Genomic DNA, 25,151 nt, shown 5'->3' on the forward strand with positions numbered 1-25,151 from the left:
GTTCCGTTGGGGTCAGTCAAAGGCGAGCATTTCGCGCATGTAGCCCTCGCGCCAGTTTTCGTCGCCAGAAGTGAAATGCCGGTCAAGCACGCTCTGTGCTCGACCATCCGCGCGCAGCGCCGCGAGCGTCTCCTTGTCGAAGCTCGCCTGCAGCATGCGCGTCTGCGTGGGAGTGACCCACAGATAGTCGCAATTTGGTACCGCGTTGACGATCATGTCGATCTGGCCATCGCTCAGGCCGAACACATCGCCGTAGAGCTTCAGATTGCTTCGCGCGTCGGGATTCGCGAGATAAAAGATGTTCTGCAGCTGCTCCTTGAGCACCTCGAAGTTCGCGACGCGCTCGAGCTGCTTGAGCGACTGGGTCGCGAGTGCAAGCGTGCCGTTCAGTCGCCGGATTGTCACCGCCCACAATTCGAGTCGCGCGTAGAAGCGCGGATACAGGAAGAAGAAGCCGCACTCCTCGACCTCGATGACGGTAAAGCGCTTGCCGTCCAGCCACTGCGAGATCCGGTAGAAGGCGTAGTCCGTGAAGAGCAGCGCCGCTTCCGGATTGTTCTGGAACAGGTCGCCGCATTCGATCGAGAGGTTGTCCGACAGCGAGAACGCGTCGTCCACGTGGTCGAAGAAGTTTCCGTTCTTTTCCCCCTTCGTCCAGATACGCAGACGCTCGCGCAACTCGGCCGGCAGAAGTGTGGTCAGGAACGACAGTGTCCAGTACTCGGGCGCGTAGCCCGTCGCGAGCAGCGTTACCCGCTCGAAAATTTCGCGCTCCTGCGTCGGCGTGCATTTGAAGGCGTCGTCCTCGATCGCCATCTGGACCCACGTTGCGACATACGCATAGTGTCGCGCTTCGGAGAGCAGCGACAGCGGGTTGACAGGTGTAGCCGCTTCGTATCGTCCAGTGACGTCGATGAAGCGGCCGCCCGAGAGGACCGTCGGGATGCGCGTCGATCGCTCCTTGTCGAAGCGGATGCGCCGTGCGTCGTGCCGTCCCATCTGGGAAAGCAGGAAATTCAGCAGCATCGTCTTGCCCGCGCCGTTGGGGCCGACGACCAGCAGGTGAGAACGTCCGCCCGGATGATGGAGGACGACGCGCTGCAGGGTCCGGTGGCGCGTGGGCAGGATCGTGGTGGGTCCGGTTTTCCGGCCGAACTGCTGGGTCAGCCACTCGTTGACCTCCTCACCTTCCGGCACGCCGCGCACGGGCGCCACGTCCGATACGGCAGCGGTCTCCACGAACTGCAGGCGCTTTTGCTGGTCCCAGCGTCCGGGCAGGGTTGACGCCCATGCCGCACCCAGGTTGTCCTTTTCCAGCACCAGCCCGAAGCCCGCATTGCTCAGCCGCCCGACCACGTCAGACGTGGACTGGTCGCATTCCTCGACGGTATCGCCGTAGACCAGCACTGAGATATTTGCGTAGCCGAATTGCGCGCCCTCGACAGTCAGCCGTTTGAGCGCGTCCTCCGCTTCGTCGGCCAGCGTCTCTCGCCCCTTGTCGTTCTTCTGTTCTTCCCTGGCGAAGACCTGTTTCAGGATTGCCGCGGGGTTGAATGCCGCCGCCTTGAAGAACTTGCGAACCGACTTGATGAACGCTTCCGCGCGGCTCGTGCTCAGGAAGCGGTACATCACGCAAATGTCGAGCTCAGCATCCACGTCGCAAAGCACGTCGAGCGCCGCCTCCTGGAATCCGAGCCATTCCTTGACGGCGATAACCTTTGCGAACCGCTTGCCGTGTGCCGATTCGAACAGAAGGTGCTCGGCGCCGTACGTGACAAACGATTCGGTCAGGTGCGTATCGAGCATCGTGACCGGATAACGCACGCGCCGGGGCGGCACGGACGGATTGGCACTCTGGTGCAGGTGGGCGAGCGCGTGCTGCAGTTCGAGGCGCTTCATCTTCAGCCGCCCCATGCCGCCCCGGAACGCATCGAGCAGGCCCTCGAAGCGCCGGATGTCCGCAGTCAGCTGGTCGATGTCGAATGCGAAGGCATTGCGGGTGAGCACCTGATCGCGGACGGCCTCGAAGACGGCCAGCGGCACGGGCTTGCCACCCACCTTCATGTGATAGCCCACCTTCTCGAAGAATTTGTTGAAGCCAGTCTCGGGCGTAAACGCGAGCGACAACGAGTGTGAGTTGCGGAAGAATTTGCCGCTCCCGACGTTCTCGCGGTTGATCTCGTCCAGGCGTGTGTCGAGCGCCGAAGCGAACTCGCCGTCGATCGCCCCCTTCACCCGGCGGTGTGAAAGCCGCCACCATGCGGTGACACGATGGTCGAAGTTCTTGCAGGCGTTATCGAGGTTGTTGCGCGCCGCCGTGATATCGCTGGTGTTCGGCGTATCGGCGTCAACGCCCTCGAACGTGAACGAGGTGAGCAGCGACCCGTCCTTGTCGAGGACGAGCTGCGGCGTCACCATCGTGGCCCACGGGGCAATTTCCTGAACCGGCCGGCGGGAAAGCGCGCGCAGCTTTCCGGGCTTCAGCATGGGAGATCCTGATCGAAACCGTAGGGGCGCCGAAAGCGTGCGGACCACTTTCCGCCCGGCGTCGGCTCGTGGACGTCGGGATAGCGGTTGTAGACGAGCATGACGAGTCGCCACCAGGGGTCGCGTGAACTCATCCACTTCAGGAAGAAGTGGATGCCCATTCCGAGGCCGATGAAGCCAATCGAGCTCACAAGGTCAAAACCGCATGCGTAGCAGAGCAACATTGTGAGGAAGGAATTGGCCAGCGCCAGCAACCGGTCTGCCCCACCAATCTGGCGGGGTAGCGACAGCCCGCGACTGACCTTTGCCCGGTTACGTGCAGACATAGGCGATCTTGAAATGGTCCTTGAGTACCGGGATCGCGCAGGCGGCGAGGCCGATACCCACGAACACGCTGCCGAGTACCTTGCCGATCGTGCTCTCGGAGTTCGCGATGGCGATAAATGCGACGATCATGACCACCAGACCGATACAGAAGAGCCAGGGGCCGCTGATGTAGTTCGAGATCAGGCAGATCGCGTCCGTCGCGGGACCAAGGTCGCTCAGGTCCGTCGAACTGGCAGACGCCATCGGCGCTATCGCGCTGAGCGCCGCAGCGATCAGCGTGGTACGAAGCTCGCGCCGGCCGAACAGGCGCGTGCAAGCCGAGCGCGCGTGGCGCGCGGCGCGTTTGACGAAAGGTGCGAGGTACTGCTTCATCGTTGTTCCACTCCAGTAGTTTAGAAAACGCGTTTGAGGATGTAATCCCCGTTGTCATAGCCGCGGACTTCGAGGATTTCGGAAAGGTGGCGCAACTCGCCCGTACGCTTCATGTGCACGACGTAGTTGAAGCAGCTGGCGATGTTCTGGCGCAGGTCGGAAATGTCCCAGCGGGTGCCAGATGGCACGCCGAGCATGGCGAGGCTTTCAAGCCGGCGCAGGCCGCCGCGCGCGGTGCTCGAGTGGACGGAGCCCAGTCCGCCGTCGTGACCGGTGTTCAGCGCCTGGATGAAGTCATAGGCCTCGCCGCCACGCACCTCACCGACGATGATCCGGTCAGGGCGAAAGCGCAGGCACAGCGCTACGAGCATCTGGGTCGTGACGCCTGTATCGGTGTTCGAGAGGAGCCGCAGCTTGTTCGGCACAGGCAGCTTCAATTCCATCGTGTCCTCGATGATGATGACGCGATCGTCGTCGGGAATCTCGGCGCCAATTGCGTTGAGCAGCGTCGTCTTGCCCGAAGATGTCCCGCCGGCAACGAGGATGTTTTTCTTCGCGCGCACGATCTCGCGAAGCGCCTGGCGCAGACGCCCGTTTTCGACGCCCGGTGGAAAGAATTCGACGTCGGCCTCCTCCCGTGCGCGGGCGCGCGAAAACGCACCGGCCTGCACATAGTCATCGAGCGACAGGTGCTTGTCCCGGTGTTTGCGGATGCTCAGTGCGTCGCCGTCAATGGCGGTCGGGCGCATGACCGCCGCGATACGCAGGTTTCCGTGACCCGCGTTCAGGATGCCCTGAGCCGTGCCGGCCTTCGCCGACTTCTCAACCGACGAGGCCAGCGAGTGAATTGCGCCAGCCAGCGTCGACGGGTTCAGCTCGAGCGGGACGCGCGTCAGGACCCCACGGCGTTCGATCCAGACGTCCTTCGGGTTGTTGACCATCACTTCCGCGATGTCGGGTGCGTCGAGGAACTCGCGCAGCGGCGCGAGCGACGCAAAGAACATGCGGACCGCGCTCTCTTCGAGGCGGTTGAACTTGAGCAGGGGGTTTTCGGCGGCATCGGACATACTGGTATTGTTCCGGCACACCCGGCCCGCCGATGAGGCAAAAGGGTGGCGAAATTCGGCGGCTTTCAGCGACGTCGTCGCTCGCGATACGGGAGCACGAATCCGGTCGGTTCCAATTTAGGCGCCTAAACGCTTAAAGCCGGAATGGTGCAGTTTTTGTGAAGCTTTTCGCCGGTCGCGTCCGGTTTGGTTCGTGTGCGCAACAACGTATGGACGAAAAAAAACCCGACTCAGAGAGCCGGGCTGGTTGAATGAAAACGGGCAATCAGATGATCACCTCCACCATTTCGCCAAACGGCGCCTGACGTGCCCGGCGAAGAGGCGTCGTCGACGCCCACAACACCGGATACGACGGTGGTGCCTCGGGAAAGCCACCATCCATGTCCGTCAGGTAGACGAGGAAAGCCGGATTGATGCCCTCGCCCTCCAGACGGCGGAACGGATCGGTGAATGCCGTGCCGCCCCCGCCCTTTACCGGCGCAAGCTCGACCGGGTCACCCCGCTCGAAGGCCTGCACCTGCGTGACACGCGAATCGCAGTCCATCACGATGAGCCGCGCGGGACGCACGACCTCCGCCACTTGGATGATCTCGGCCGCGAACTGCGCCTGCGTCTCATCGAAGACCGAGCCACTGCTGTCGCGCACGAACACGGCGTCACCGACCGCCGGCGAATGCAGCGACGGCAGGTAGAACCCGAGATGCAGGTAGCGCCGGTTGGGCATCGCGAAGCTGTAGTCGTCGCTGGTCACCTGCTGCGCGAAACGCATCAGGATCGCACGCCAGTCGACTGACGGCTCAGCCGTGGTTTCCACCATCGACTCCATCCCGCCAGGAAGCTTGCCGCGCATCTTCGCCGCTTTAGCGGCCTGAAGCGTTGCGACCTTCCACTCCACTTCCTTCACGGACTTGTCCAGCCCCGGAAAGGGGCGGACCTCGCCGCAGGAAGACGGAGCAGCCGGATCGGGAGCCGCTGACGGTGTGTTCACGCCGTTCGCGGGAGCCTGCTGGCCACCCGGCGTTTGCGCGCCCGGTTCGCCGCCAGACTTCTCCTTCTCCTTTTGCCTCGCCTCCTGCGTGAGGACCGCGTAAATCTCCTCGGCCGACTTGCCATGAAAGCGCACGTCGTCGAGGTGCGGAACCGGCAGGACAAAACCTGCCTGCTTCACGATCGGATTGATCGCGTAGTCACACGCGTCGTTCCATCGGTCAGCGTCGCGTGATCCCTGCCGGAAGCAGTGACCATTGGCAACATGCAGGATCTCGTGCGCGAGCACGCCGCGGCACTCCAGATCGTTCACGGTTTGAAGAAATGCAGGGTTGTAGCCCAGCGTCTCCCCGTCCACCCAGAACGTCCTGCATGCCGGATCCTCGAGTACCTTCAGACGTAGCGCCAGCGCGCCGAAGAACGGCTGGTCCAGCACGAGCGCCGAACGCTGTTTCGAGATGCGGGGATCCATGCTCACCTCACGCCGCGATGCGCAGCTGCGGTGCCTGGCCAGGCTTGGGCATCGCGGCCTGCGGCTTGCCGCCCATGAAGGCTTCCATCAGCTCCTCGATCTCGGTTGCCCTGGCGGCCACCTGCGAACGAAGCACGCCGGATTCCTTCAGGTCAACGCCGTTGTGCACGGCGAGGTGACGCTTCGCCTGATCGAGGATGTGGTTCAGCTGCGGATCGTTGCTGAAATTCAGCTTCGGCAGCAGTCCACACAGCTCGCGCACATTGTCGGCCACGTCGATCCGCACACCACCGGCCGCGTACAGCCGGTTCGCCATCGCGGAGACGGCATCGTACAGACGACGAACGATGTCCTGATTTGCGTGGTCGATCGAGCGCATGACGTGCTGGTCGATTTCCGAGCGCAGGCTCGTGAGCACATCCTCGGGCAGATCAACGCCGAACTGGCTCGCGTCCGGGAACGGGAGGACCGCCATGCGCACCCCGAACTTCTCGCCAAGCTGCGCGAGCGTCGGATAGTCCGCCTCGTTGAACAGACCGTTCATCTCCTGCCGCGCCTGTTCCTTGAGGTCCAGGTAGTCGGTGAGGAAGACCTGCACGGCGAGATCGAACTCATCCTTCGTCCTGCGCATCTGTGCCGAGAATTCCATGTAGATATCGGTCGGCAGCAGACGCACGGACAGCTGGTTGTACTCCAGCGTGTGGTCATAGAAGTAGCGGCGAATGCGGCCGCCGAGCGACACAACCTCCTTGAAGCTGGGGGCATCCTCGGGCAGCAGGCGCTTGTTAAAGCGTCCAATACCCTTGGTGTCGTGACGGCTCTCGACCTCTTCCGTGACCTTCAGGTCAAAGCGTCGTGCGACCCACGACGAGATAGTGACCGAGCAAAGCATGACGCGCGATTGAATATCCGTGATGTTCATGGAGGAACTCCAGAAAAAATAAGAAATGGGATGAATCGGGAAAGGGAACAGCGACGCGGGCGCGTGCAGGACACGGCCCGGAAAAACGAAAAAAGCGGTGAAGCGAGGCGCCGCCCTGCGGGGAAGCAGGAAGCTAACTACAGCGCCGCAGGCCGGTGTGCAGCCTCCCGGGGCGTGCCCCGAGTGGAGAAACGTCCGCTAAATGCCGTAATGACGCCGCGCCAGCCGACGTGTTTCAGCGAACGGGCGCCCCTGGGTGACATCGAGCGGAGCGATACGATGAAGATGACGTAGCGCCGCCGCGCGATAGCGTGGCGAAAAGACACCCTTTGCACGGGTGATGACGAGCAGCTCGGCCTCGGCAAGACCGTACGTTTCATGCACGAAACGGTAGAAGTAAGCACGACGCGCGTTATGCAACATGGTGATTTCCCCAGCAGATCTGGTCAGCCGTGAATCAGCTTGCCGATCCGGCTGTCGCTGCCAGTGCATTCGCGAATGAAGTCGTGCGTGCTGGCGAGCGTGGGTGTCTTGCGCACCGCGTCCGTCACGAGAAGCGCGGCAAATTCGCTGAGACCCGCATCAATCAATCGATTGGTGTAGGTCAGCACGCGTCCGAAATTGCTTTCTTTCGCGTACATCGCCAGCGCTGCGCTGATCGCATAGAGCGCCGCCGGTGCATCGGGAATCGGTGCCGCGTCGGGCGCTGCCAGAATCAGGTCCGGAGAAGGCAACTGACGATAGATCTGGATGAAACCCATCAACTCGCCCGCAGCGCCCTCACCGACCGATCCCGCGTACGAGATCAATTCCAGATCCTTCGGTACCACTCCCATCGTTTTGGCGACGAAGCCCCAGCTGCGCGGACTCGGCGTCGCCTCGATGTCACGCGAGGCTTTCTGGACGGACAGGAGCCCCGGCCGGAAACGCAGGAATGCAATGAGTTCCGGCGCAACATCATTCGCGACAGCCCATGCTGTCCATTCCTCGATCGTCGCCTCGAGTTCCACCACGGTGGCAAAGCGCGAGATCAACGGGTCGAGAATGCCGCTCACGCCTGCGTTGTCGTTCCGCCGGTTGGTGGCCGCGAGGAATGTAACGTTGTCGGGCAGCTTGTGCTCGCCGATGCGGCGGGCGAGCAGCAGCTGCATCTTCGCGGCCTGCACAGCTGGCGAGGCCTGCCCGAGATCGTCTAGAAACCAGATCAACGGGCGCTTGCGAGGCTGCAGCGCGCGTTCCAGATCGCCAAACGGCAGGAACCGTGCCGACTGCCCGTCGGACGCTGCGAAGGGCAGGCCCTTGGAGTCGGTCGGATCCTCCACGACCGGATGACTGATCAACAGATCGTGGTCGAGCGCATCGGATACCTGAGCCACGATGTCGCTCTTGCCGATGCCGGGGCGTCCCGTGATCAGCACCGGGAGACGCTTCGGAACGTAGGCGGTAAGCAGCGCGTTGAGCTGGGAAGCATTGACTTGCATGAGCGTTTCCTTGAAAGAAGAAAACCCTGTGCCAACAACGTCCCCGGTCGGGAGCGTTGTCCCGACAGGGTAGGTTTGAGGTGCCGCGTGCGCGACGATCGATGCGCCGCAGGCGCGGAAAAGCAGTTAGCGCAACGCGCCCGCGAGGGCGTCGTGCTGCATGGCGTTGAGCGTCGAGGATTCGACGCTCGGGGCGCCGCTAAAAATCAGAAGTCCATACACGTCCGCCAGTGCGCGAGCCTCGGCGCCAAGCACTGGATGCTCTTCATCGGCGGCCGGACGGCGTTCACGCCAGTGGTTAATCGCGTATTCGAGTTGCGCGATCGTCACTGCGGCGGGTTGCTGGTTCATGGGCATTTCCTTTCGGAGCCCGGCGGGTGCACGCCCCTGGGGGCTGAGCCCCCGACAGGCGGGACGGATTGCCGGCTGCGCCGGCGGTTCGATGCGTCAGGGACGCGAGAGATAACGTCAGTGTAGGCGTGCGCGCGAGGATTCTCGGGTGCAATGCTGCTGATTTCGATACGGCTTTCGGCTTGGCGCCGGGCGAACGGGCGAAAAAAAACGGCGCACGAATGCGCCGGTCTCGTTCAAGGTCTGGCGAAGCGGCGTCGCCTCACGCTGCTCGCCGTTCGAGCAACGCCCGCGCGTAAGCGAGCGTGCCATCCTTCGCACTCAGGCGTCTGCCCACGCTTTCGTTGCCGCGCACCAGCGCGTACACATACGCCGCACCGCGCCGGAAGCTCTGGATGGTCGAATAGCCGTCGCTGATCGCGCGGTCGACGTGCTCCGCGCCCGAGATCTCGCCGGTTGCCGGACCAGCATACCGTGCACGGCCGGCGCTCTCGCGCGCATCCCGCAACTCGCGCTCCGCTTCGCGAGCCGCCTTGCGATCCCCGGCCTCGCGTTCCCACTGTGCCTGCTCATCTGCACCATAGCCGCACAGCTGGAAGACGGCACTCCGGCGCGCGGCAGCACGCAACCCAAGCAGCTTCACGCCATACACGTCGCGAAACGCCTGTTTGCTCGAACGATTGTGTTCGTCCGAACTGTCGAGAACGGTCAGAAGGGCGCCCACGTCCCGGTTCGCAAACGCCCGGGCGAGCTCGTTACCATACTCGAACGTGTGGCGGCCGTGCTCGAGTAGCGCGACATCACAACGGCGGCGATGGGTTCGACGGCTGATGCGTCCCGCCTTCAGCTCGCCGTCCGCATGAGCAATCTCGCGTGCACGGACGGTATCGGCGACGACCTCGCGCACGCGTGCGGCGAGCGGCGTAACCGGCTGGCCAACGTCAAGGGGTGTATTGAACGACTCCGGCAGTGGCAGATCCTCGATGAGGCCGTGTGCGTGAAGCACATCGTCCACCTGCGGATACGTCGGATCATCGGGCAGCAGGCGCGCAAGCATCGCGAGGATGTCGGCGTTCTGCCCATCGACCGGTTTGCCCTCGCTGCGCATGATGCCCAGGATCGGCCGAAGCTTCGGCACCGGAATCACTCCACGCAGCTCCGGCACGCGTATCAGCGTCTCCGCCCATTCAAGTCCGTAGCTGAAAGCGTCCGGTTCGGAGCGGTACGCCTCCAGCACGCAGTCCGGCACCGGGAGATTGCGCGCCAGCGCGTAGGCCACCTGCACCTCGTGCCGACTGTTCGTCTCGCGCGTGCCGGGGATAACCGGACCGCAATGGCCGAAGCCAAAGAGCGATGTCACCGCCTCGGAACAAAGGTCGGACATGAAAAAGCGCGTGCTGCGTTCTTGCGCGCGCAGCGTCTCCGTTTCAATCTGGCCCGACGACAGAAGAAGCTGCGGTTTGCGGCAGGCTTCCGCGAACTGGAAAAGCGCGCGCCAGGCAGACGGCATGACCTGCCAGGATTGGCGCTGGCCACCTGACTCGTCGACGAATTCGACACGACGCAGCTCCTCGAGCATAGCCGTGAGGATCTCGTCAGCGGTGCCCGGATGGCGCAGTGCGAGCTCGCCGTTGTAGCGCGTGACCGACACGCCGGCGGGCGCGCCCGTCAGCTCGATGAGCGACGTTTCAACCGCACGCAGCCGCGCGTCGCGAAACAGCAGGAAGAGTCCGGCGAGCGAGGACGTAGTGAGAACGGCGTTGGGAATGGTGATCGTGTACATGGATGATGACTCCAGAAGCGCGGAGCATCACCCATCCGGGGCTATGCCCCGCGAGGGAAGAAATAGAAAGGGAGACTGCGATCAGTCGATATCGAGCATGCGCGACACGGCGGCCGCGACTGCCCAAGCGTCCGAGCGCGTCAGCGTCTTGATGCGCAGCAACGGCACGCTGCTCCAGTGGCCGCCGTCCCCTGCCCTATGCAGGCGGACGTGGTCGACCTGGACCAGCCAGCCTTCCGAGTGACCGATTGCCACCGACAGGCACAGCCGGGCCTCGCGACCGCTGCTTTGCGGCCAGGGGGCTTCAGCCTTCAACCCGTACATCGAGTCGTTTGTGTCGTTCACCCAGTTCGCGGCAACGACCCATTCGGGTTCGAATTCGGCCTTGCGCAAGTGCCGTCCGATGAGAGTGACGACCTCGTCGACCGTCTTGCCGACGGTGTCGAACGGCGCGGCCGCGAGCGCGACCGGAAGATCAAGTTCAGTTGTGTGCATGATGAAATTGGTACAGAAATGAAAGGGCCCCACCCGGAGGTGCAGCCCCTGATTTGAAGTTGCCGGCGGCAGGCCGGCTCTAAAGTGAATTCAGAGCGAGTGACCGCGGCGTTCGCGGTCAGCCTTGCGGCCGTTGCGGTCCAGGACCCGCCCCAAGGCGCTGAACGCGAGCACAACAGCCAGTGCGAAAAAACTCCAGCCCATCGTTATTCTCCGCTCCTAGCGGCGCTCTCCGTCGAGTCCATTGGCGAGGCGCAGCGCGCTGAGCAGCGACTCGTACCCCTCGCGAGATGAGAGCTGCTCGGTGCTCACCGAATTGTCGCCACCGCCCGACAGGTCCAGGCGGCCGCGCCGCGTGCGAAACGACACGGCCACAACCTGACGCGCCGGAGCGTCGGCAACCTCAACAATGAGGCGATCGGTATTGAGCATGACGCGGCAGCCGCGGCCACGACGCGACGGCTCGGCCGTGATGTCATGCTCGCCCGCACGCAGACGCAAATCGCCCGCAATACGGTGCAGGAAGCCGCGCGCGCGGCGTGTGAAACTGGCGTCGCGTGCCGCGCCTGCACGGCGGCGGTCGGCGTGCAACACGCGGTTGCTGTGGTTCATGAAGCCCTCAAAACGAAAGAAGCGAGGTGCCCTTTCGGGAACACCTCGCTGTGCAGGATGATGCGCCGGTCCAGGCCGGCGGCGATTATTAACGCTTCGCGACGAACCGTTCGCGATACGCGTCGAGTTGGGGACGCAGTTGCCGGTAGCGTTTGTCTGCGTCCGTTCCACCGCTGCTCAACCCCACTTCAGCGAAGTAGAACGGGCGCGCGCCGGTCGGTTCGAACGACGGATGATTCATGATCGCGCGGAATTCCTCGACTTTTCCGGCCTGCGCTGCGACCTCGACAGGACGCATGCGAAACTCGTTGAGCCCGTTCACGTCGTTGTCTGCTTCGTGCCAGCCAGTCGTCTGACCACGGTCAGCCAGTTGATAACGGTTCATTGAGATACCTCGATTAACGTAGATGAGCGGTCCCTTTCGGGACAGCGAAGATAGAGCGGAGGGGCGATTTCCACCGCCGCAGACAAGATCAGTGCGTGACACGCACACCCGAACTACTGGAGACGAGCAAAACCTGATCGCCCGGCTTGAAGCGCTGGTCGTCTGGTTGCGTCACGACGACCATCGAGCCATTGGCCTTGCGGACAACGATCTCGAGACCTGCCGTGCGCGAGAGCGCCGCGCCGACATGCTGCGCGATGAAACCGGCGCCGGCGCCCGACACCGCCGCAGCGATGTAGCGTCCATTGCCGTTGCCGATGACCTGGGAGCCGAGGAACGCGCTCGCGCCTGCGGTCACGAGACTGATGAGGCCCGAGCTGTCGCCCGAAGACTGGATCGTGATGTTGCGAACGCGCATCACGGTGACCTCTTCAATACTGCCGACGCGTTGCACGTCCGAACGCTGATAGACGTCGGGCGAGCCGAAGTCGGTCATGTTCGCGCAGCCGGAGAGCACGTAGAGAACAACAAGCGCGAAAAGAATGCGAATCATGGCGGTTGCCTCAAAGTGACGAGGGCAACCGGAGCCCCTTCGGGCAGAGGTTGCCCGAAGGGGTAAGGGGTTTGGCTTAGCACGACAGCATGCTGACGGCGAGCGAGATAGCCGGCAGGAACGTGAAGAGTGCAAGCGCCGTCACGGGGACGTCGCCTTGCGATACTTCACGTGTTTGAGAACGGATAGTGCGGATTGCGCGGTCAAACATCGACGGCTCCCGGAAAGATCAAGGGGAGCCGCTTCCCGGATGGGAGTGGACTCTCAACGGCGATAAAGGATTGACGGCAGGGCAAATGCCCGCGCCGTTACGGATTACGCGTCAGATTGTGTAGTTCAACGTGGCCGCTATGCACGAGCCGACGTTCAACAGCGAACGGCAGGTCGTAGTCCCACTGCACGGTTGCCGTGCGATCGCTCCAGACCGAGATGATCGTACCGGCGTGAAGCTGCGGGGGACTGGCCTGAACATCCTGTGCCATGATGCGCTGCTTTTCACGAAAGCCGTTGAGTTCGGGAACCTTGACGGCGGGTTGCGAGGCAACGGAAACGTTCAGCATGGTACGGCTCCTTTGAATAAGAAAGGGAGCCGTGTCCCGAAGGGACAGTTGCTCCCGGCGGGGGTAAGAATTGATGGCGGAACGAATGTCCGACCAGTGAGACAGGAAAGAAGCACAGCAGCAAGCCGCTGTGGTCAGGTCGATGCGCAGAATGCGCGAGGAATAGGGAGAGTCTACGGGGCGTACGCGGCCCGCCGAGCCGGAATGCTCGCGTAATCGCTATGTGTTTCGTCGTGCGCCCGCGACCCGGTCGCTGCACCGCGCGCCTGTTGCCACGCATTCGCCGTTGCAGCCTGGGCAGTAGTGCCGGTTGTGCACTCCTTCCGCACCCCACCCACTACCCGATGGCAGAGGCGTGCCGAACTCACGGCCTGCCTCACGCGCGAAGAAGACCGGCTCGCCCGCCCGGCCACGCCGCACGATTGCATTAATTTCATCCGCGCCGAAAGCGTCGCGCAGCGCCTCCACAAACGCGCTGATTTCGGGCATCGGTGAGTCGGGTTTGGCCATAGGCTAAAATAACTGTTCTTCTGTACAGTATTCTACTGCCGGGCGTTTCCTCATGAACACCAACGATGAAGAGCAACAGGCCCTCCAGCGTGGACGGGCGCGTTTTGAGGCTGATGTTGCCCAGACCGTGCGCATCATCGCCGAGCGTTACCGCGCAACGGGAGCCACACTGACGGGCGACGCCGCGCGCGCAATCCTCGAGGAAGCGCTCGCCGACGTTGGCCTGGCCTCGCGTTGGCCAGAGGAGTTACTCGCCGGGCTTGCCGAAAGCATCGCGATGCCTTCTGGCAGCACACCGCTCACCGCCGAAGACGCCCACTGCGCTGAACCTCTCGCCCAGCCCGTCATCGAGGCATTCTCCAATCCCACCGTCACATAACGCGCGGTCGAAAAAAAAAGCGCCGCCCGCATCTGCGGAACGGCGCTTGTTTCAAGCTATCACGAGACCCCGCAGATCCCCGGTCAGACGTGGCCACACAACCAGCTCCAGTCTATGTCGCCACGGCCGACATGGACGATTTCCACGTCATCGGCATCGCACTCTCCGCCAGCAAACTCAAAGCTACCGCCAGTACAGATCGCCTGGAGTAACGGATACGTCGCGCGGCCCAGAACGAAAACGTACCGCTCGCCTCTAGCCATGGCGAAACGCGGAAGCACAACGTCGTGCGTGAATTCGATGACAACATATTCAAGATCGAACCGGTTAAAGACTGGAAAGAACGGATCGCGCTTGCGCCGCTTCATTGGACACTCCGAATAGAGGCTGCAGCAATCCGGCGGGATTGCCACCGCCAGTGGGTAATGGATAAAGGTGGCTGACACTGCTATGCAACGCTCCTGCGCTTTCGAACGCGCTTTTTCGGCGCAGGCAATTCATAGCCAAATCGTGTCCACGCCCCGGGGTCAATCGGCACCGGATTCGTGCGCCCCGTTGCGAGGTTCACGAATACCGCCGAATAAGACAGGCCCCCATTGCGGAACAGCGACCAGAGCAGGTTGAAAGCCTGCACGGATATCGCCTGGTTGATGACGAGCGACTGCTTGCGCAGCGCGTCCGCCATCGAGCACGAGGGGGTGTCGTCGCCCTTATCGTTTTTCGGATTCAACAGGTCCGGAAACAGATCGCCCACGTGGGGCAACCGGTCATGCCGGGGCTTGCCGAATTCACCGAGAATCACCTGGCCGCGATCCGTCTCGTTGCCGCAGTCGAGGTAGTAGTGACACTTGCCCCGCTTCGCAGCCTGCACGATCGCGTGGCGCGCGCGCCGCGAATCAACGCAGCCGATCACGAGATCGGCGTGGAGATTGATTCGCGAGTCGACGCGCCGCGGCTCGGCGATCCAGCTCGTTCCCATCAGCAGGTTCAGGCGATTCACGAGAAGCGTCGCCTTGTACTGGCCGACGTCGTTCGGGTAGAACCCCTGCCTGCCGACGTTGAACTCGCTGACCGTGTCGTCGTCGTAGACCGTGCACTCGATACCGCCCGGGTGACCGAGCTCGACCATCGCGTGGTGAAGCCGTGCAAGCGACGGCAGCAGCGCACTGCCGGTACCGCCCGCGCCAACAACGACAACTTTCCACGGTCCCGTGAGCATGTGTGCCGGGGTCTTGTGAAGGATCGGTCCGCTCATGCAACCTCTCCTTCCAGCGCCGTCATCCACTTCTGCGGCACCGTCTGCGCGGGCTCGAACCTGCCCTTCGCGCACAGACGCAGTGCGACCGATGGCGTGCGATGGCAGTGCCCGAGCACAAGCGCAAACTTCACGTCGTGCTGGTCATCGCGATCGTCCGTCGTCGAGAAGTACGCACTCCCGCCACCGTGTGAATGGCAATCCATCACCAGCCATTCCCCTCGCCGCAACTCCGGTCGGTCATAGCGAAGGTGCGCGGGACCGTGAGACAACGATGGAAGCGGCACGAGGCGAAAAAGCCCCGTAATCGCGTCCCACACGATCCACGCGCCCACCTCGTTGGGCAGCGCCGAACGCGCCATGCGCGCAAACTCCGCGATGAGTTCGGCGGGCACCGAACCGCACGATAACTCGGTCAACTCCGCCGCCTCGCCATAAGGCACCGGCGTGCGCCATTCGAATGAAGCCAGCCGACGAACCAGCCGGATCCACGGGCGGGTGACCTCAAGGAACACACCATTCGACGCAATGAGCAACCGCTCGCCCGGCCCGGCCATCGGTACCACCGGCTCGCGCGTAGGCACCATTACCGAGGGGAACGAGACCTGAAGTGCGAAATCGACCGGATTCATGCCTTACCCCCAATCTTTCCCGCCACGAGCTTGCCAGCTGTCAGGCCTTTCATCGATACCAGCACGTCAAGCGGAAACGCCTCGAACTTGCCGTCCAGCATGTCGGTCCAGAATGCGTAGACACCGGGCTTGTAGCTCATACGCTTTCCGCCTGGGTTCGGGTGCGTGAAGGCTGAATTGAAGAATCCCTCCTCCCAGCCCTTGATGGCGCTGACTTCGATACGTCGCGGGACCTTGGCCGATCCAATGCAGATTTGGCCTCCATCCCACGTGTTGAAGTACGGCGGCTCGAAAAGCGCCGTTTGCTCATCGGGCCTCGCATCGCCCTTCAGTGCAAAGACACGGAAGCCGTCTGCGCCGGCCTGAAAGACCAGCCCAGGGTGAGGCACAACTGCGCTGCGCTCACCCACTTTCGTGCATTTGAAGAACACACGGCGCACCGCCGGAGGACACCACCACGTCACCGCGGCGGAGGTCACTCCGAGCACGGTCGAGGGCAGAAACTCCGCCTTCGGTGCGGCGTTGCGATCGAGCTGGACCAGCGCGTCAACAATTGAGCGCCGGTCAAGCGGACGCCCCGCACCGATGACCGGGCGGCCGGTATTACGGTCCGCCACCACGGGATGAGCCGTCGCATAGTGCGCACCGTTTTGCGCTGAATAGAGCAGCAGCGCACTCGACAGCGTTACGTCATGGCCGGTCTGGCCGATGGAAACACCATTCATGAAAAACTCCTGCTATCAAGGGCTCACCACCAGCGCCATGAGGCGGTCCAGGTGACGAAGCATTTGGAAGGCAAGGCCCCACTGCGCGTACTGCGCGCGGATGCCCTGTTTCGAGGTGGAAAACGTGAGGAAGCGACTGAACTCAGTTGTCTCGCCAGCCTGGTATTCCATGTTCATGTGATCGTCGAGAAACTCGCCGATCCGCTCGCTGGTTTCGAGCACGAACGTGCAGCCGGAATACAGGGGACGAGCGTCGTAGCCGTCGTCAAGAAGCGGCCGTTTGCCAGCCTTGCCGAGAAGCTGACGCAAGGCGACAAGCTCCCGGCAAACAGCGGAAGCCATTCCCGAGGAACGGCTGGCCAGATCACGCAGTTCGGTCGCGGATAGCTCCGCGCTTCGGATCCGGCGACCATCGACCTTTGGCGGGCACCGGATCTTATCCGGGCAAACCAGAGGCCTGAGCACTGACGGCAGATACCGCTCAATCATGTCTTCGTCGCCGCCGTACCACTCGTCGAGCCACGCGCGCGCTTCCTCGTCGGTTGCGCTTTCGTCGCCCTCCCAGTGCTGGCAGGCCATTTCACAGAGAAACCACCCGGGGGTGCGAATCATTACCGTTTTGCCAGACACCCGATCAACGGTGGCAAACAGCGTATAGAGCAGCAGCGGATGCGCTTCCCTCAGCGGCTGTGCCAGCACGCCGATCTCGTGCACCCACTCGTCGCTGAGCCGTACGCCAAGATGCAGCGGGCTCTTCGGCTCGAACTCCTGCCGGTCGTGCTGGTACTCGATACGGTCCAGCACAGCGTTCGTGTCGCAAAGCTCCAGCCCCATCGAAATGAAGCGCAGAGGTTGCGGCATGAACCGCTTGACCCAGGCGAAGAACGCCTGCTGGAACGCGTCGGCGGGACTTTTAGGGTCTTCGACGTCCGACGCGCGCAGCGGGCCGTGCCGGAACTGCTCGAGCACGATCGCATCGAGCTGCGTGTCGGCACGCCATTGAATGGTCGCCTCGCGCGGTACCTCGGACGCGAAATCCGGCAGCGTCAGAACACAAGGGGAAGCTCGATCTCGGGCAGCGGCAATGCCTGGCGATTGCCAGGCCGGACCGGCGCCCGCATCGAGCGATCGATCAACGAATGAAGGATCGAACAGCATTGGCGAACCTCGTCGTCATATAAAAAAACCGCCCTTCCGGGCGGTTCCTGGTTGAAGCCGTTCGCGGGGTCAGCGAGCGCCTTGAGCAAAGCGTCCTTACGCATGGGAGCCCTTGGCACCGGCCGCGCGGACGAACTTGTAGGTGGCGACCTCGCCAGCGACCTCGGGACCATCGACGGAAGCGGTCGTGAGTTCCGGGTATTGCGCGGCATAGAGATCGCGGACATCTTCGGGCGAGAATGCCGGGCCTGGATCCATGAACTGCATCCCGTTGTACGAGAACTCGCGGATGATCTTTGCAATGCTGATCGTCATGGAGACTCCGTCACAGAAGGTTGAAGAGATCAGTCTTGCCGTCGGCGGGTGCCGCTGGCGCAGACGTCTCGACGGCTGTCGATGGCTCCGCAATGGAAGCGTTGTCCGCCTCCGTCGATTCGTCGTCTTCGCTGTCGCTGTCGTCATTCGTCGATGCGGGCGCGGGAAGCGCCGGCCTGGAGCTCTTCGACAGCGCCTTCTGCGCCTTGCCTGCCTGCGACTTCTCGGCTGCCTGAAGGATCTCGGTCGTCGCGCTCACCTGCTCTGCGAGAGAACGGTGAGCACCTTCGAACGTCCGCAACACCTGCACGAAGCCCTCGTCGAGCTCGGCGGGTGTCGCGGTCAACACGAGCGGCTGGCGCAGCGCCGCCTCTTTCGAGTCGCCGCCGGGCACGAGGACGACCGACATCTGGTCATCTGCCATCTTCATCGTGAGTGTGACCTTGCCGGTCTCGCGCACGAACGCTTCAAGTTGCTGGAACATGAAAAACCTCTATAAAGGAAGAACGCCGCGAGAAACGCGGCGTGAGAAAGAAAAAGAGCCGGAGTACGCCCGCGGCAACTCTCAGTACCTGAGGACCTTCAGCACCTTGCCGTCGTAGTCGAAGCCCTTGACGGTGAGAAGCGCATCAATCACCTCGGGCCTGGATTTGGCGAAGACCTTTTTGAAGTCGTGGCCCATCGCTGCCCGAATACCGAGTTCGTCGGCCACGACCTTCATTTCCGACTTGGTGATGAGCTCGAGGAACGCCTTGTCGAGCTTCCAGTACTTCGTCAGATCCAGCTTGTGGTGCCTGCACATCTGGGTGAGGTACGGCACGTCCACGCCCTCGATCGCAGAAGCCAGCATTGCGACGATAAGGTTCTCCTGCGCGAGCGACGTTGCGGCCTTCGCTGCATCCGCCGCGCTTGCGAAACTGGATACAGGCGGCTTGTCATCGAGCAGGCGCTCCCACAACGCGCGGAAGGCCGTCTCGCTGATGCTGCGAGCCTGCCCGGTCGCAACGATCGCGATCAGATACTGGCGAACCAGGTCGTGACTCATGCCGATGTCGCGACGCAGCGCCTTGCGCCAGAGCGCAACGCGGTATGCCTTCACCTTTTCGGATTCGGCTACCGAAGTTGCCTCAGGCACCGCTGCAGCGGGCTTGTCGCCGTTGGCCGTACTCGACGCCTTCGAAGCGGCCGTTGACGTGGCGGCTTTCGCTGTCGAGGGCGCGGGCGTCTTCTCGCTCTTGATACGCGCTGCAACTTTCTTCATGTTGCAGACCGTGTCGAAGCACTGGCCCTTGTAGACATTGCCCAGTGAGTCGGGCAGACCGCTCACCGCCGCGCCAAAGTTCTGGCACGCGTAGCACGCCTTGGCCTGCTCGGCGCCAACGCCTTTCTGGCCTTCCGCCACGAGCTGGATGCGCGTGTGGTTGTCGCCGGGGCGAACGATGCGAACGGTCTGGTACTCGTCGCGCAGGCCTGCGGCCGTTGCTTCGAGCTGCTTTTCCGTTTTCTCGTTGTAGCAGGCGCGGTTCGTACAGCTGCCGGTGCCGATCGATTCGCCAAACATCTCTGCCTGGGCGGCCGAGTTGTGCTGACAACCGGCGCAGTCCACCTTGTCGAAGATCGCAGCTGACAGCGAGCATGCTGCGCGCTCCAGCACTTTCTTCAAATCGGCGACGCTATGCCCTTCTTTCACAACGACGGGCAGGAGCTTGTCCTGCTGCTCTTTGGTAAAGGCGGCGAAAAGTTCGGCGTGGCCGAGCTTGATCGTGCGCGTATTGAGCGCATCCAGTACGGAAGCGCTGCAGTTCATGAGGGCAAGACGTGAGTCGAGCTTCTGACGATTCCAGCCAAGCTGGCGTGCGGCTTCGTCACGATCGCCCTGGCAGAGGCCCACGATCTCTGCTGCGCCCACCGCTTCCTCGGAAGGAGCCATGTCGTCACGCTGGATGTTTTCGATCAGCGCGAGTGATCGCGCCTCGAATTCATCCATCTCCCGTATTACGACTGGCATGGCGTAGTTTTCGCCGTGAGCTTCCCTTGCTGCGCGAACGCGACGTTCGCCGGCGACGAGCTCATGGCGTCCGTCCTCGAGCGGGCGCACGAGGACTGGCTGGATGATGCCCTGATGACGCACAGACTCGACCATCTCCGCCATCTTTGCGGGATCGAAATACTTGCGCGGGTTGCGGCCAGGCTGGATGTCGCCGAGGCGCAGGGTAATGGGTTGTTGCATTGCGGGTCTCCTGGGGAGGGAACCCGCCCCCAACGGGAACATGATTCCCGAAGGGTAAGCAAAGAAAGGCCGTGAGGGCCGGTGTCGATGCGCATAAAGCGCGATGGATATGGGAACGATATCCCGGCCATGCGCCGCGCGAGACTCGAAAGATCGCGGAAACGTTACGGCTTTTAAAAAAGCGAAAGGGCCCGGAGAATATCTCCAGGCCCCGTCTTCAAAACAGCGTCAACTGGTCCACCCGATCGAAGACCGTATGAGGCACAGGTAGTGCAGCGATCGCATCGTCGAACAAGTCTGCGATGCCGACCGTGTCGACGCGCGCCTCTTCGAGTACCGCGACATCGCCATGTTCCACCATGTCGGCGTCGCTTGCAGATGACTGGGTAGCTTCGACGGGCTCGGCCGCAACGTCGGCCTCTGCCGCAGCGGGTGCGCTCCCGATCAGTTCGCGCATCGCATCTTCTGCCTTTCGGGCGCGCAAGCGGTGACTCCATCCACCGAGCACGTGTGCAGGCGTAAACCAATGTCCCCACACCTCCATCGTGAGTGCATTTCCGTGCACAACGATGGCGGGGATATGCAGCAGTGACAGTTGTAAATAGGTCATGTGCACGCAGCACGGGTCGATGTCGATGCACGTCGCGTGCATGGCTTGCTGATAATTTAGGCCGGCATCGTGAAATGCAGCAGCAGTCGCGATGACCATACCGCCCGCGCCGCACGCTGGCTCGTGTACCCGCTCGAAGCCTCGGGTGCGCGCGGAATCGATCGTGCCGCCGATAATCATCGACGCCATCAGGTACGAGACGTGATATGGAGTGAAGAACTGCCCGCTTCGCGCGTTGCCGAGTTCCAGCGTCATGTAGGTCTGGCCAAGCACGTCGGTGAGACCGCTGCCTCGAACGCCACCCTCGAGCGCCTCGCGCATGCCCTCGACGCGCCTCTCGAAAGACAGCGTGAGCTCCCCTAGCATCTTCGGGAACCGTTCCACCTCCTCGGGCTTGTACTTCCCGACGATCTCAAGGTAGCGTTTCTCACGCACCTCAAACTGTGCCCGGTCTACGCTGTTGCTAATCGCGAGTGCGGCCAGCTCAACGAAATCGCGAAACACCGTGTCGAGGTGGTGCCCGTAGGAGAACTCCTTGATAAGAGATACGAGATTACGCTGGTGGTCATCAGCGGTCTGGTTGAATTTGCGCTGCGCGCTCTTGTTGCTCATGCCCACTCCAAAATTGAAAGCGGGGCATGGCCCTGCGGGCGCATAGCCCCACAGGGAAAGAAAGGAAAGCCGGCAATGCCGGTTCAGGTCGATGCGTCGATGACGCGGGTGATCGGGCAATCCTACGCGATGTTCGCCGGCGCACGTCGGCGTAAAGACGATGGCTATACCCGGGCTTTCGGGCGCTGCTCTCGCAACGTTATCCACAGTTTCTGGTGACAAGCCTGTGGAGAACACCATGTGCAGCGCGCCAGCGCGAGCGCTATGGGGCCGATATCTTCGGGCTTTCGGGCACGTGGCGACACGGGGACCATCCGACAATGAACGTGCGCGGGCAATGAGGCACACGCGCTCCCCGGGAGGTCTCCAGATATGAAAAAGCCCTGCGTTTGGGTGCGCATGACACTTGGCGTCCCCCTCCCGGTTCCCGGCGCCTTTCACGCCGACCTGCAGCAGCGCGTGCGCCTAATCCTCAGGACACCGTCACCCGGCACGATGTCGTTTCGTCGTGCTCGGCCGGAATAGCTCCGCCCACGCCTGTTTAGGCGCCTAAACACATAAACCCGGAATGGTGCAGTTTTTGTACAGCTTTCCGGCGATCAGTTGGTCAAAACCAGTCCAAAATCAGTTCGCTTTTCCCCGTCTCTCTTGCCCGCATCGCGCGAAGATGGACTCATGTCCTCGACCGCATTCACTTCCAGTGCTGCTTCGCTTCGCCTGCGCCGTGTCCGCTACCAGACGGACGCGGCAGACCCGAGTGAAGGCGTCGTCACCCAGCACGACACTGCCAACCGTATGGTGACGGTGCTCAATACGGATGACGGTTCTTTCTGGCGCGGTCCGGAAAATCTGATCGACATCGTCGCCTGATTCCTCAGCCCCGAGCCAAACCATGAGCCCCGTGTTCGACGGTTCGTTTGCCGAAGTGCGTGTGTCCCTCGCCGAGGTGCACGCGCGTCGGCTATCCTGATCGAAGCGCCGAACAATCCATGCCTGCTGAGGCCTTCCTTGTCGGAGTTCCGAGACCACATGTAGAGCGACCGCATCGCAGAAAGTTGAAACCTGCGTTTTCGAGTAGTGGACCTTGCACCGCTCACCTTAAGGAATTGAAAACTGGCGAAGCGTGGATAATGTTGGCCAACATACAACCCACCACTACTCGCCATGTACGAGCAGCTGATCCCTTGTGACCACTGCGGCGGGCGACCGACCGTCGGTCGTTCGCAGCGCGTTACCTCAGATACGCCCAATCCCGGTTTCGATCACACTCGATGGGGACGATTCAGCGGCCCACCCCGGATCGGGGACATGATGATACGCCCGCCCGAAGCGCCAAAGACTGAGCCTGTCGTCTGCATCTACTGCGCAGAATGCGGCATGCAGACGCCCTGGGAGCCCTGCGCCGACGACGATACCGCTGCCCGCAACACCGTCGCTGAACTCTGGAACCGGCGACTGAACCGCCCCGAAGCGGCCAAGAATGACCTGCAGCGGCTTGTCGAGCGCGAAGTGGGTACGGCCGATATTCCGGCGGTGCTCGATCTCCTCTCGCGAACGCAAGGAAACTGGGGGGAGATGGGGCCGATGTTTGCGATGCTCGCCCGCCGACTCGTTGACGCCACAGTCGTAACCTTCGATTCGTGGCCGATCGACCCGGTGCTCAATGACGCCGCCCGTTATCGCAAGCTGGTCCAGCTCACGAAGTGGGTGGACATCGACGGCGAGCGCTACGTGCAGTTCCCAAAGGTTTACACCCATCCCGAGGATCGCGACCGGTTGTTCGAGGATGCCATCGCGTCGGCGGTCGACTCATTGCCCGACCGCGATCGCTGGTAGGCAACGCGCGGGCAAAAAGAGACCGGCACAAGACCGGTCGAATATTGTTCTGGCTATTCCGAGGGCCGCCAGAACCTGAGAGACGCAATCATTGTGCCGCGCGGGCTGTCCCTCGTTTCCCCCGTATCGTTGGTTCTTTTCCCCCATTCGCCGTCGCCCCCCCGGAGCAACGGCCGGCGACTGAATATTGCCGCGCCTTGCATGGGTCGAATGTGCGATTGCGCACGCTTTTGTATGATTAATATCAATGAGGCGGACTTTCCAGCAGCCGGTACAGCGCCTGCCGGGAAATGCCTAACGCCGCCGCTGCGTGCGTCTTGTTGCCTCCTGCTGCCTCCAGCGCCTTTATTGCCTCCTCGATAGCCGAGGAGGGTTTCGCGAGTCGCTTCTGTCGTGCGAACGTCGAGAGGTACGCATTTGCCTTGGTCACGCGACTATGCCCCGCCGCCTCGACGACCCGCCGAATGGCTTCCGCGTGCAACTCACGATCTGGGTGGATACCCGCCAGTTTGACCGGCGCGGGAACGCCGCTCGTCTTCTCATAGAGCTCCTGCAAGTACTGATGCCGCAGCCCGTGGCTCGTGACGCCCAGCCCCTTCTTGTTCACCCCGTGCTTTCGAAGCACCGTCTTGTACCTGTCCACCCACTGCTTCAATGTGCGGTCCGCAGGAATCGTTGAGCCGGTCAGCGGATTCGCCAGACGCGCTGCCTCCTCGAGTACCGCGATCTTTTCCTCGATCGGCACCTCGCGGTCGCGCCCGCCCTTCGTACCCCGTGTGATGCCAAGCATCTCGGCATCCTTCACCGCCTCGACCGGTCTGAGCAGGAAACTCTCCCCGATGCGCAATCCGAAAGCCGCCTGAAGCTTCAGTTGCACAGCCACGCGCGGGCAAGTCTTCGCGATCTCCGCGATCTTTTCCGCCGCATTGATGCCGTTACCTGACCACGACTTGTCCGTTTCAGCCACGTAGGAACGTACGAGCCCGTTTGCCTTGCGATCCACATAGTCCGCGAGCGTGCCGACCATGCGCTCCTTGTTCATCCACCCGGTTAGCGTGCGCAGATACGTCAGCTTGTTCTCGATCGTCCCTCCACTCTGCTTCGCATCGACCCAACGCCGGATCAGCCACTCGACATGCTTGCGGCGCAGGTTCCACGGGCTCGCCAGCGCGAAGCCGCCTTCACGCAATTCGACCAGCGCGCCGCATATCGCCCGCACCCGATGCTCCTGCGTCTTGATCGATATTGCCTTTGCGCTGATGCGTGTCCTGCTATGAACCGTTGCCACGTGCTCATCGAATAGCTCGATCAGCGCTTGCGCAATCGTGGGCGTCAGCCGGTAGCCACGCACCACGGCCCGCACGTTCAGTATCACCGCCATCCTTCCTCCGTTTCCGTTGTGCTCCGCGCGAAACCGCGCAAACCGTTTTTTGCCAGCTTGCGATGCACGATGCCCCTGCCTGACATCGTTGCGGCCGCACTCACTGACCTGTTGCTCCTTGCCGCCTGTTCGGCTTCGCCGATCCCCGGCGCGAGGTTTGCTGCCTTCCTTGCCTTTAGCGATTCCATCCGATCAGCCCGACGCACGGAAGAGATGCGTTCCGACTGTCCACCCTGCTGCGGCACGGGCCGGATTGCGCTTCGCGCAAACCCGTTCCCGCGATTACTGCCTGTGCTGCCTTGCCGCCTGCTGTGGCTACCCGACCGGCCCCGGACGCGTTTGCGCATCTGGACACCACACAGCACCTTCCGGCCTGCGGGTGCCCGGGCCAGCTGCCGGGCAATTCCTGTTGCGCACTTCTGGTGACGGCTGCGCGGACCGTTCTATCTTCCGTACAGGGAGGCGCGAAACACTGGCGTGGCCAGCGCGCAGGCTCTCCCCCGTTCCGAAGCACGTTCATCTCCACCGCAATGTATCGGGCTTCGTGAACGCACCCAGCGCTGTGGGCTGAAGGAACGTGTGTATGGCGCATGAGACGACGGGCGCGAACTGTCCAACTGTCCGCTCCCACTTTGTCTCATTGCGCCGCATCCC

Annotated in this window: 29 protein-coding genes; 4 read left to right on the plus strand and 25 right to left on the minus strand. The window is 62.4% G+C overall.

The window, feature by feature from the left end:
* Nucleotides 1-12 precede the first annotated feature (12 nt).
* The 15 genes from BO1_RS18930 to BO1_RS19005 form a co-directional block, all read right to left on the minus strand.
* Nucleotides 13-2,487: a VirB4 family type IV secretion system protein gene (locus tag BO1_RS18930; protein WP_028218903.1), complete on the minus strand. Its 2,475-nt coding sequence runs from the start codon at nucleotides 2,485-2,487 to the stop codon at nucleotides 13-15.
* Nucleotides 2,481-2,813, minus strand: a complete 333-nt coding sequence (locus BO1_RS18935; protein WP_245643835.1) for a VirB3 family type IV secretion system protein — start codon at nucleotides 2,811-2,813, stop codon at nucleotides 2,481-2,483. Before BO1_RS18935 ends, BO1_RS18930 begins: the two co-directional genes overlap by 7 nt.
* Nucleotides 2,800-3,186, minus strand: coding sequence for a TrbC/VirB2 family protein (locus tag BO1_RS18940; RefSeq protein ID WP_028218905.1), 387 nt, complete (start codon nucleotides 3,184-3,186; stop codon nucleotides 2,800-2,802). The genes BO1_RS18935 and BO1_RS18940 overlap by 14 nt, the downstream gene beginning before the upstream one ends.
* A gap of 20 nt (nucleotides 3,187-3,206) precedes the next feature.
* Entirely contained in the window at nucleotides 3,207-4,253 is a 1,047-nt protein-coding gene (locus BO1_RS18945; RefSeq protein ID WP_028218906.1) for a CpaF family protein, read from the minus strand.
* A gap of 265 nt (nucleotides 4,254-4,518) precedes the next feature.
* Complete coding sequence (locus tag BO1_RS18950; RefSeq protein ID WP_028218907.1) at nucleotides 4,519-5,712, minus strand: vWA domain-containing protein; 1,194 nt, start codon at nucleotides 5,710-5,712, stop codon at nucleotides 4,519-4,521.
* Nucleotides 5,713-5,719: 7 nt separating this feature from the next.
* Complete coding sequence (locus BO1_RS62285) at nucleotides 5,720-6,634, minus strand: hypothetical protein (protein ID WP_028218908.1); 915 nt, start codon at nucleotides 6,632-6,634, stop codon at nucleotides 5,720-5,722.
* A 198-nt stretch (nucleotides 6,635-6,832) separates the two neighbouring features.
* Nucleotides 6,833-7,057, minus strand: coding sequence for a hypothetical protein (locus tag BO1_RS51700; RefSeq protein WP_043285401.1), 225 nt, complete (start codon nucleotides 7,055-7,057; stop codon nucleotides 6,833-6,835).
* 23 nt (nucleotides 7,058-7,080) lie between these two features.
* Nucleotides 7,081-8,115, minus strand: coding sequence for an ATP-binding protein (locus BO1_RS18965; RefSeq protein WP_028218909.1), 1,035 nt, complete (start codon nucleotides 8,113-8,115; stop codon nucleotides 7,081-7,083).
* A gap of 126 nt (nucleotides 8,116-8,241) precedes the next feature.
* Complete coding sequence (locus tag BO1_RS18970) at nucleotides 8,242-8,466, minus strand: DUF3717 domain-containing protein (RefSeq protein WP_028218910.1); 225 nt, start codon at nucleotides 8,464-8,466, stop codon at nucleotides 8,242-8,244.
* Nucleotides 8,467-8,728: 262 nt separating this feature from the next.
* Nucleotides 8,729-10,249: a hypothetical protein gene (locus BO1_RS18975; protein ID WP_028218911.1), complete on the minus strand. Its 1,521-nt coding sequence runs from the start codon at nucleotides 10,247-10,249 to the stop codon at nucleotides 8,729-8,731.
* Nucleotides 10,250-10,330: 81 nt separating this feature from the next.
* Complete coding sequence (locus BO1_RS18980; protein ID WP_028218912.1) at nucleotides 10,331-10,744, minus strand: hypothetical protein; 414 nt, start codon at nucleotides 10,742-10,744, stop codon at nucleotides 10,331-10,333.
* 219 nt (nucleotides 10,745-10,963) lie between these two features.
* Nucleotides 10,964-11,356 carry a hypothetical protein gene (locus tag BO1_RS18990; protein ID WP_028218913.1) on the minus strand — a complete coding sequence of 131 codons (393 nt, stop codon included), beginning with the start codon at nucleotides 11,354-11,356 and terminating at the stop codon, nucleotides 10,964-10,966.
* An 88-nt stretch (nucleotides 11,357-11,444) separates the two neighbouring features.
* On the minus strand, nucleotides 11,445-11,741 hold the full coding sequence (locus tag BO1_RS18995) for a hypothetical protein (RefSeq protein ID WP_028218914.1): 297 nt from the start codon (nucleotides 11,739-11,741) through the stop codon (nucleotides 11,445-11,447).
* 88 nt (nucleotides 11,742-11,829) lie between these two features.
* Nucleotides 11,830-12,294, minus strand: a complete 465-nt coding sequence (locus BO1_RS19000) for an outer membrane lipoprotein (RefSeq protein ID WP_028218915.1) — start codon at nucleotides 12,292-12,294, stop codon at nucleotides 11,830-11,832.
* Between the two features lie 308 nt (nucleotides 12,295-12,602).
* Nucleotides 12,603-12,854: a hypothetical protein gene (locus BO1_RS19005; protein ID WP_028218916.1), complete on the minus strand. Its 252-nt coding sequence runs from the start codon at nucleotides 12,852-12,854 to the stop codon at nucleotides 12,603-12,605.
* Nucleotides 12,855-13,416: 562 nt separating this feature from the next.
* On the opposite strand from BO1_RS19005, the gene BO1_RS19010 reads away from it, so the two are divergent.
* Nucleotides 13,417-13,743, plus strand: coding sequence for a DUF2471 family protein (locus BO1_RS19010; protein WP_028218917.1), 327 nt, complete (start codon nucleotides 13,417-13,419; stop codon nucleotides 13,741-13,743).
* Nucleotides 13,744-13,826: 83 nt separating this feature from the next.
* Here the strand turns inward: BO1_RS19010 and BO1_RS51705 are convergent, their stop codons facing one another.
* From BO1_RS51705 to BO1_RS19055, 9 genes are all read right to left on the minus strand, one after another.
* A complete protein-coding gene (locus tag BO1_RS51705) occupies nucleotides 13,827-14,111 on the minus strand; it encodes a hypothetical protein (protein ID WP_043285405.1) in 285 nt (94 codons plus the stop codon).
* A gap of 80 nt (nucleotides 14,112-14,191) precedes the next feature.
* Nucleotides 14,192-14,998, minus strand: a complete 807-nt coding sequence (locus BO1_RS19020) for a PRTRC system ThiF family protein (protein ID WP_028218919.1) — start codon at nucleotides 14,996-14,998, stop codon at nucleotides 14,192-14,194.
* On the minus strand, nucleotides 14,995-15,630 hold the full coding sequence (locus tag BO1_RS19025) for a PRTRC system protein A (protein ID WP_028218920.1): 636 nt from the start codon (nucleotides 15,628-15,630) through the stop codon (nucleotides 14,995-14,997). Before BO1_RS19025 ends, BO1_RS19020 begins: the two co-directional genes overlap by 4 nt.
* On the minus strand, nucleotides 15,627-16,355 hold the full coding sequence (locus BO1_RS19030) for a PRTRC system protein B (protein WP_028218921.1): 729 nt from the start codon (nucleotides 16,353-16,355) through the stop codon (nucleotides 15,627-15,629). The genes BO1_RS19025 and BO1_RS19030 overlap by 4 nt, the downstream gene beginning before the upstream one ends.
* A gap of 15 nt (nucleotides 16,356-16,370) precedes the next feature.
* Nucleotides 16,371-17,513 (minus strand): PRTRC system protein F, encoded by a 1,143-nt coding sequence (locus tag BO1_RS19035; RefSeq protein WP_028218922.1) that lies wholly within the window; start codon nucleotides 17,511-17,513, stop codon nucleotides 16,371-16,373.
* Nucleotides 17,514-17,609: 96 nt separating this feature from the next.
* The gene (locus BO1_RS19040) at nucleotides 17,610-17,828 is read right to left on the minus strand and encodes a PRTRC system protein C (RefSeq protein ID WP_028218923.1); all 219 of its coding nucleotides are present in this window, start codon (nucleotides 17,826-17,828) and stop codon (nucleotides 17,610-17,612) included.
* Nucleotides 17,829-17,838: 10 nt separating this feature from the next.
* A complete protein-coding gene (locus BO1_RS19045) occupies nucleotides 17,839-18,312 on the minus strand; it encodes a PRTRC system protein E (protein ID WP_028218924.1) in 474 nt (157 codons plus the stop codon).
* An 81-nt stretch (nucleotides 18,313-18,393) separates the two neighbouring features.
* On the minus strand, nucleotides 18,394-20,058 hold the full coding sequence (locus tag BO1_RS19050) for a PRTRC system ParB family protein (RefSeq protein ID WP_028218925.1): 1,665 nt from the start codon (nucleotides 20,056-20,058) through the stop codon (nucleotides 18,394-18,396).
* 217 nt (nucleotides 20,059-20,275) lie between these two features.
* Nucleotides 20,276-21,280 carry an N-6 DNA methylase gene (locus BO1_RS19055; protein WP_028218926.1) on the minus strand — a complete coding sequence of 335 codons (1,005 nt, stop codon included), beginning with the start codon at nucleotides 21,278-21,280 and terminating at the stop codon, nucleotides 20,276-20,278.
* Nucleotides 21,281-21,355: 75 nt separating this feature from the next.
* Here BO1_RS19055 and BO1_RS59260 point away from each other — a divergent pair, with 75 nt between their 5' ends.
* The 3 genes from BO1_RS59260 (at nucleotide 21,356) to BO1_RS19070 (ending at nucleotide 23,116) form a co-directional block, all read left to right on the plus strand.
* Nucleotides 21,356-21,499 (plus strand): hypothetical protein, encoded by a 144-nt coding sequence (locus BO1_RS59260; RefSeq protein ID WP_156992315.1) that lies wholly within the window; start codon nucleotides 21,356-21,358, stop codon nucleotides 21,497-21,499.
* Between the two features lie 456 nt (nucleotides 21,500-21,955).
* Nucleotides 21,956-22,150, plus strand: a complete 195-nt coding sequence (locus BO1_RS19065) for a hypothetical protein (RefSeq protein ID WP_028218927.1) — start codon at nucleotides 21,956-21,958, stop codon at nucleotides 22,148-22,150.
* 294 nt (nucleotides 22,151-22,444) lie between these two features.
* Nucleotides 22,445-23,116 carry a Lar family restriction alleviation protein gene (locus BO1_RS19070; RefSeq protein ID WP_028218928.1) on the plus strand — a complete coding sequence of 224 codons (672 nt, stop codon included), beginning with the start codon at nucleotides 22,445-22,447 and terminating at the stop codon, nucleotides 23,114-23,116.
* A 244-nt stretch (nucleotides 23,117-23,360) separates the two neighbouring features.
* Here the strand turns inward: BO1_RS19070 and BO1_RS19075 are convergent, their stop codons facing one another.
* Nucleotides 23,361-24,497 (minus strand): integrase domain-containing protein, encoded by a 1,137-nt coding sequence (locus tag BO1_RS19075; protein ID WP_028218929.1) that lies wholly within the window; start codon nucleotides 24,495-24,497, stop codon nucleotides 23,361-23,363.
* Nucleotides 24,498-25,151 lie beyond the last annotated feature (654 nt).

The organism is Paraburkholderia oxyphila NBRC 105797 (assembly GCF_000685075.1).
In the GTDB taxonomy this organism is placed as follows: Bacteria; Pseudomonadota; Gammaproteobacteria; order Burkholderiales; family Burkholderiaceae; genus Paraburkholderia; species Paraburkholderia oxyphila.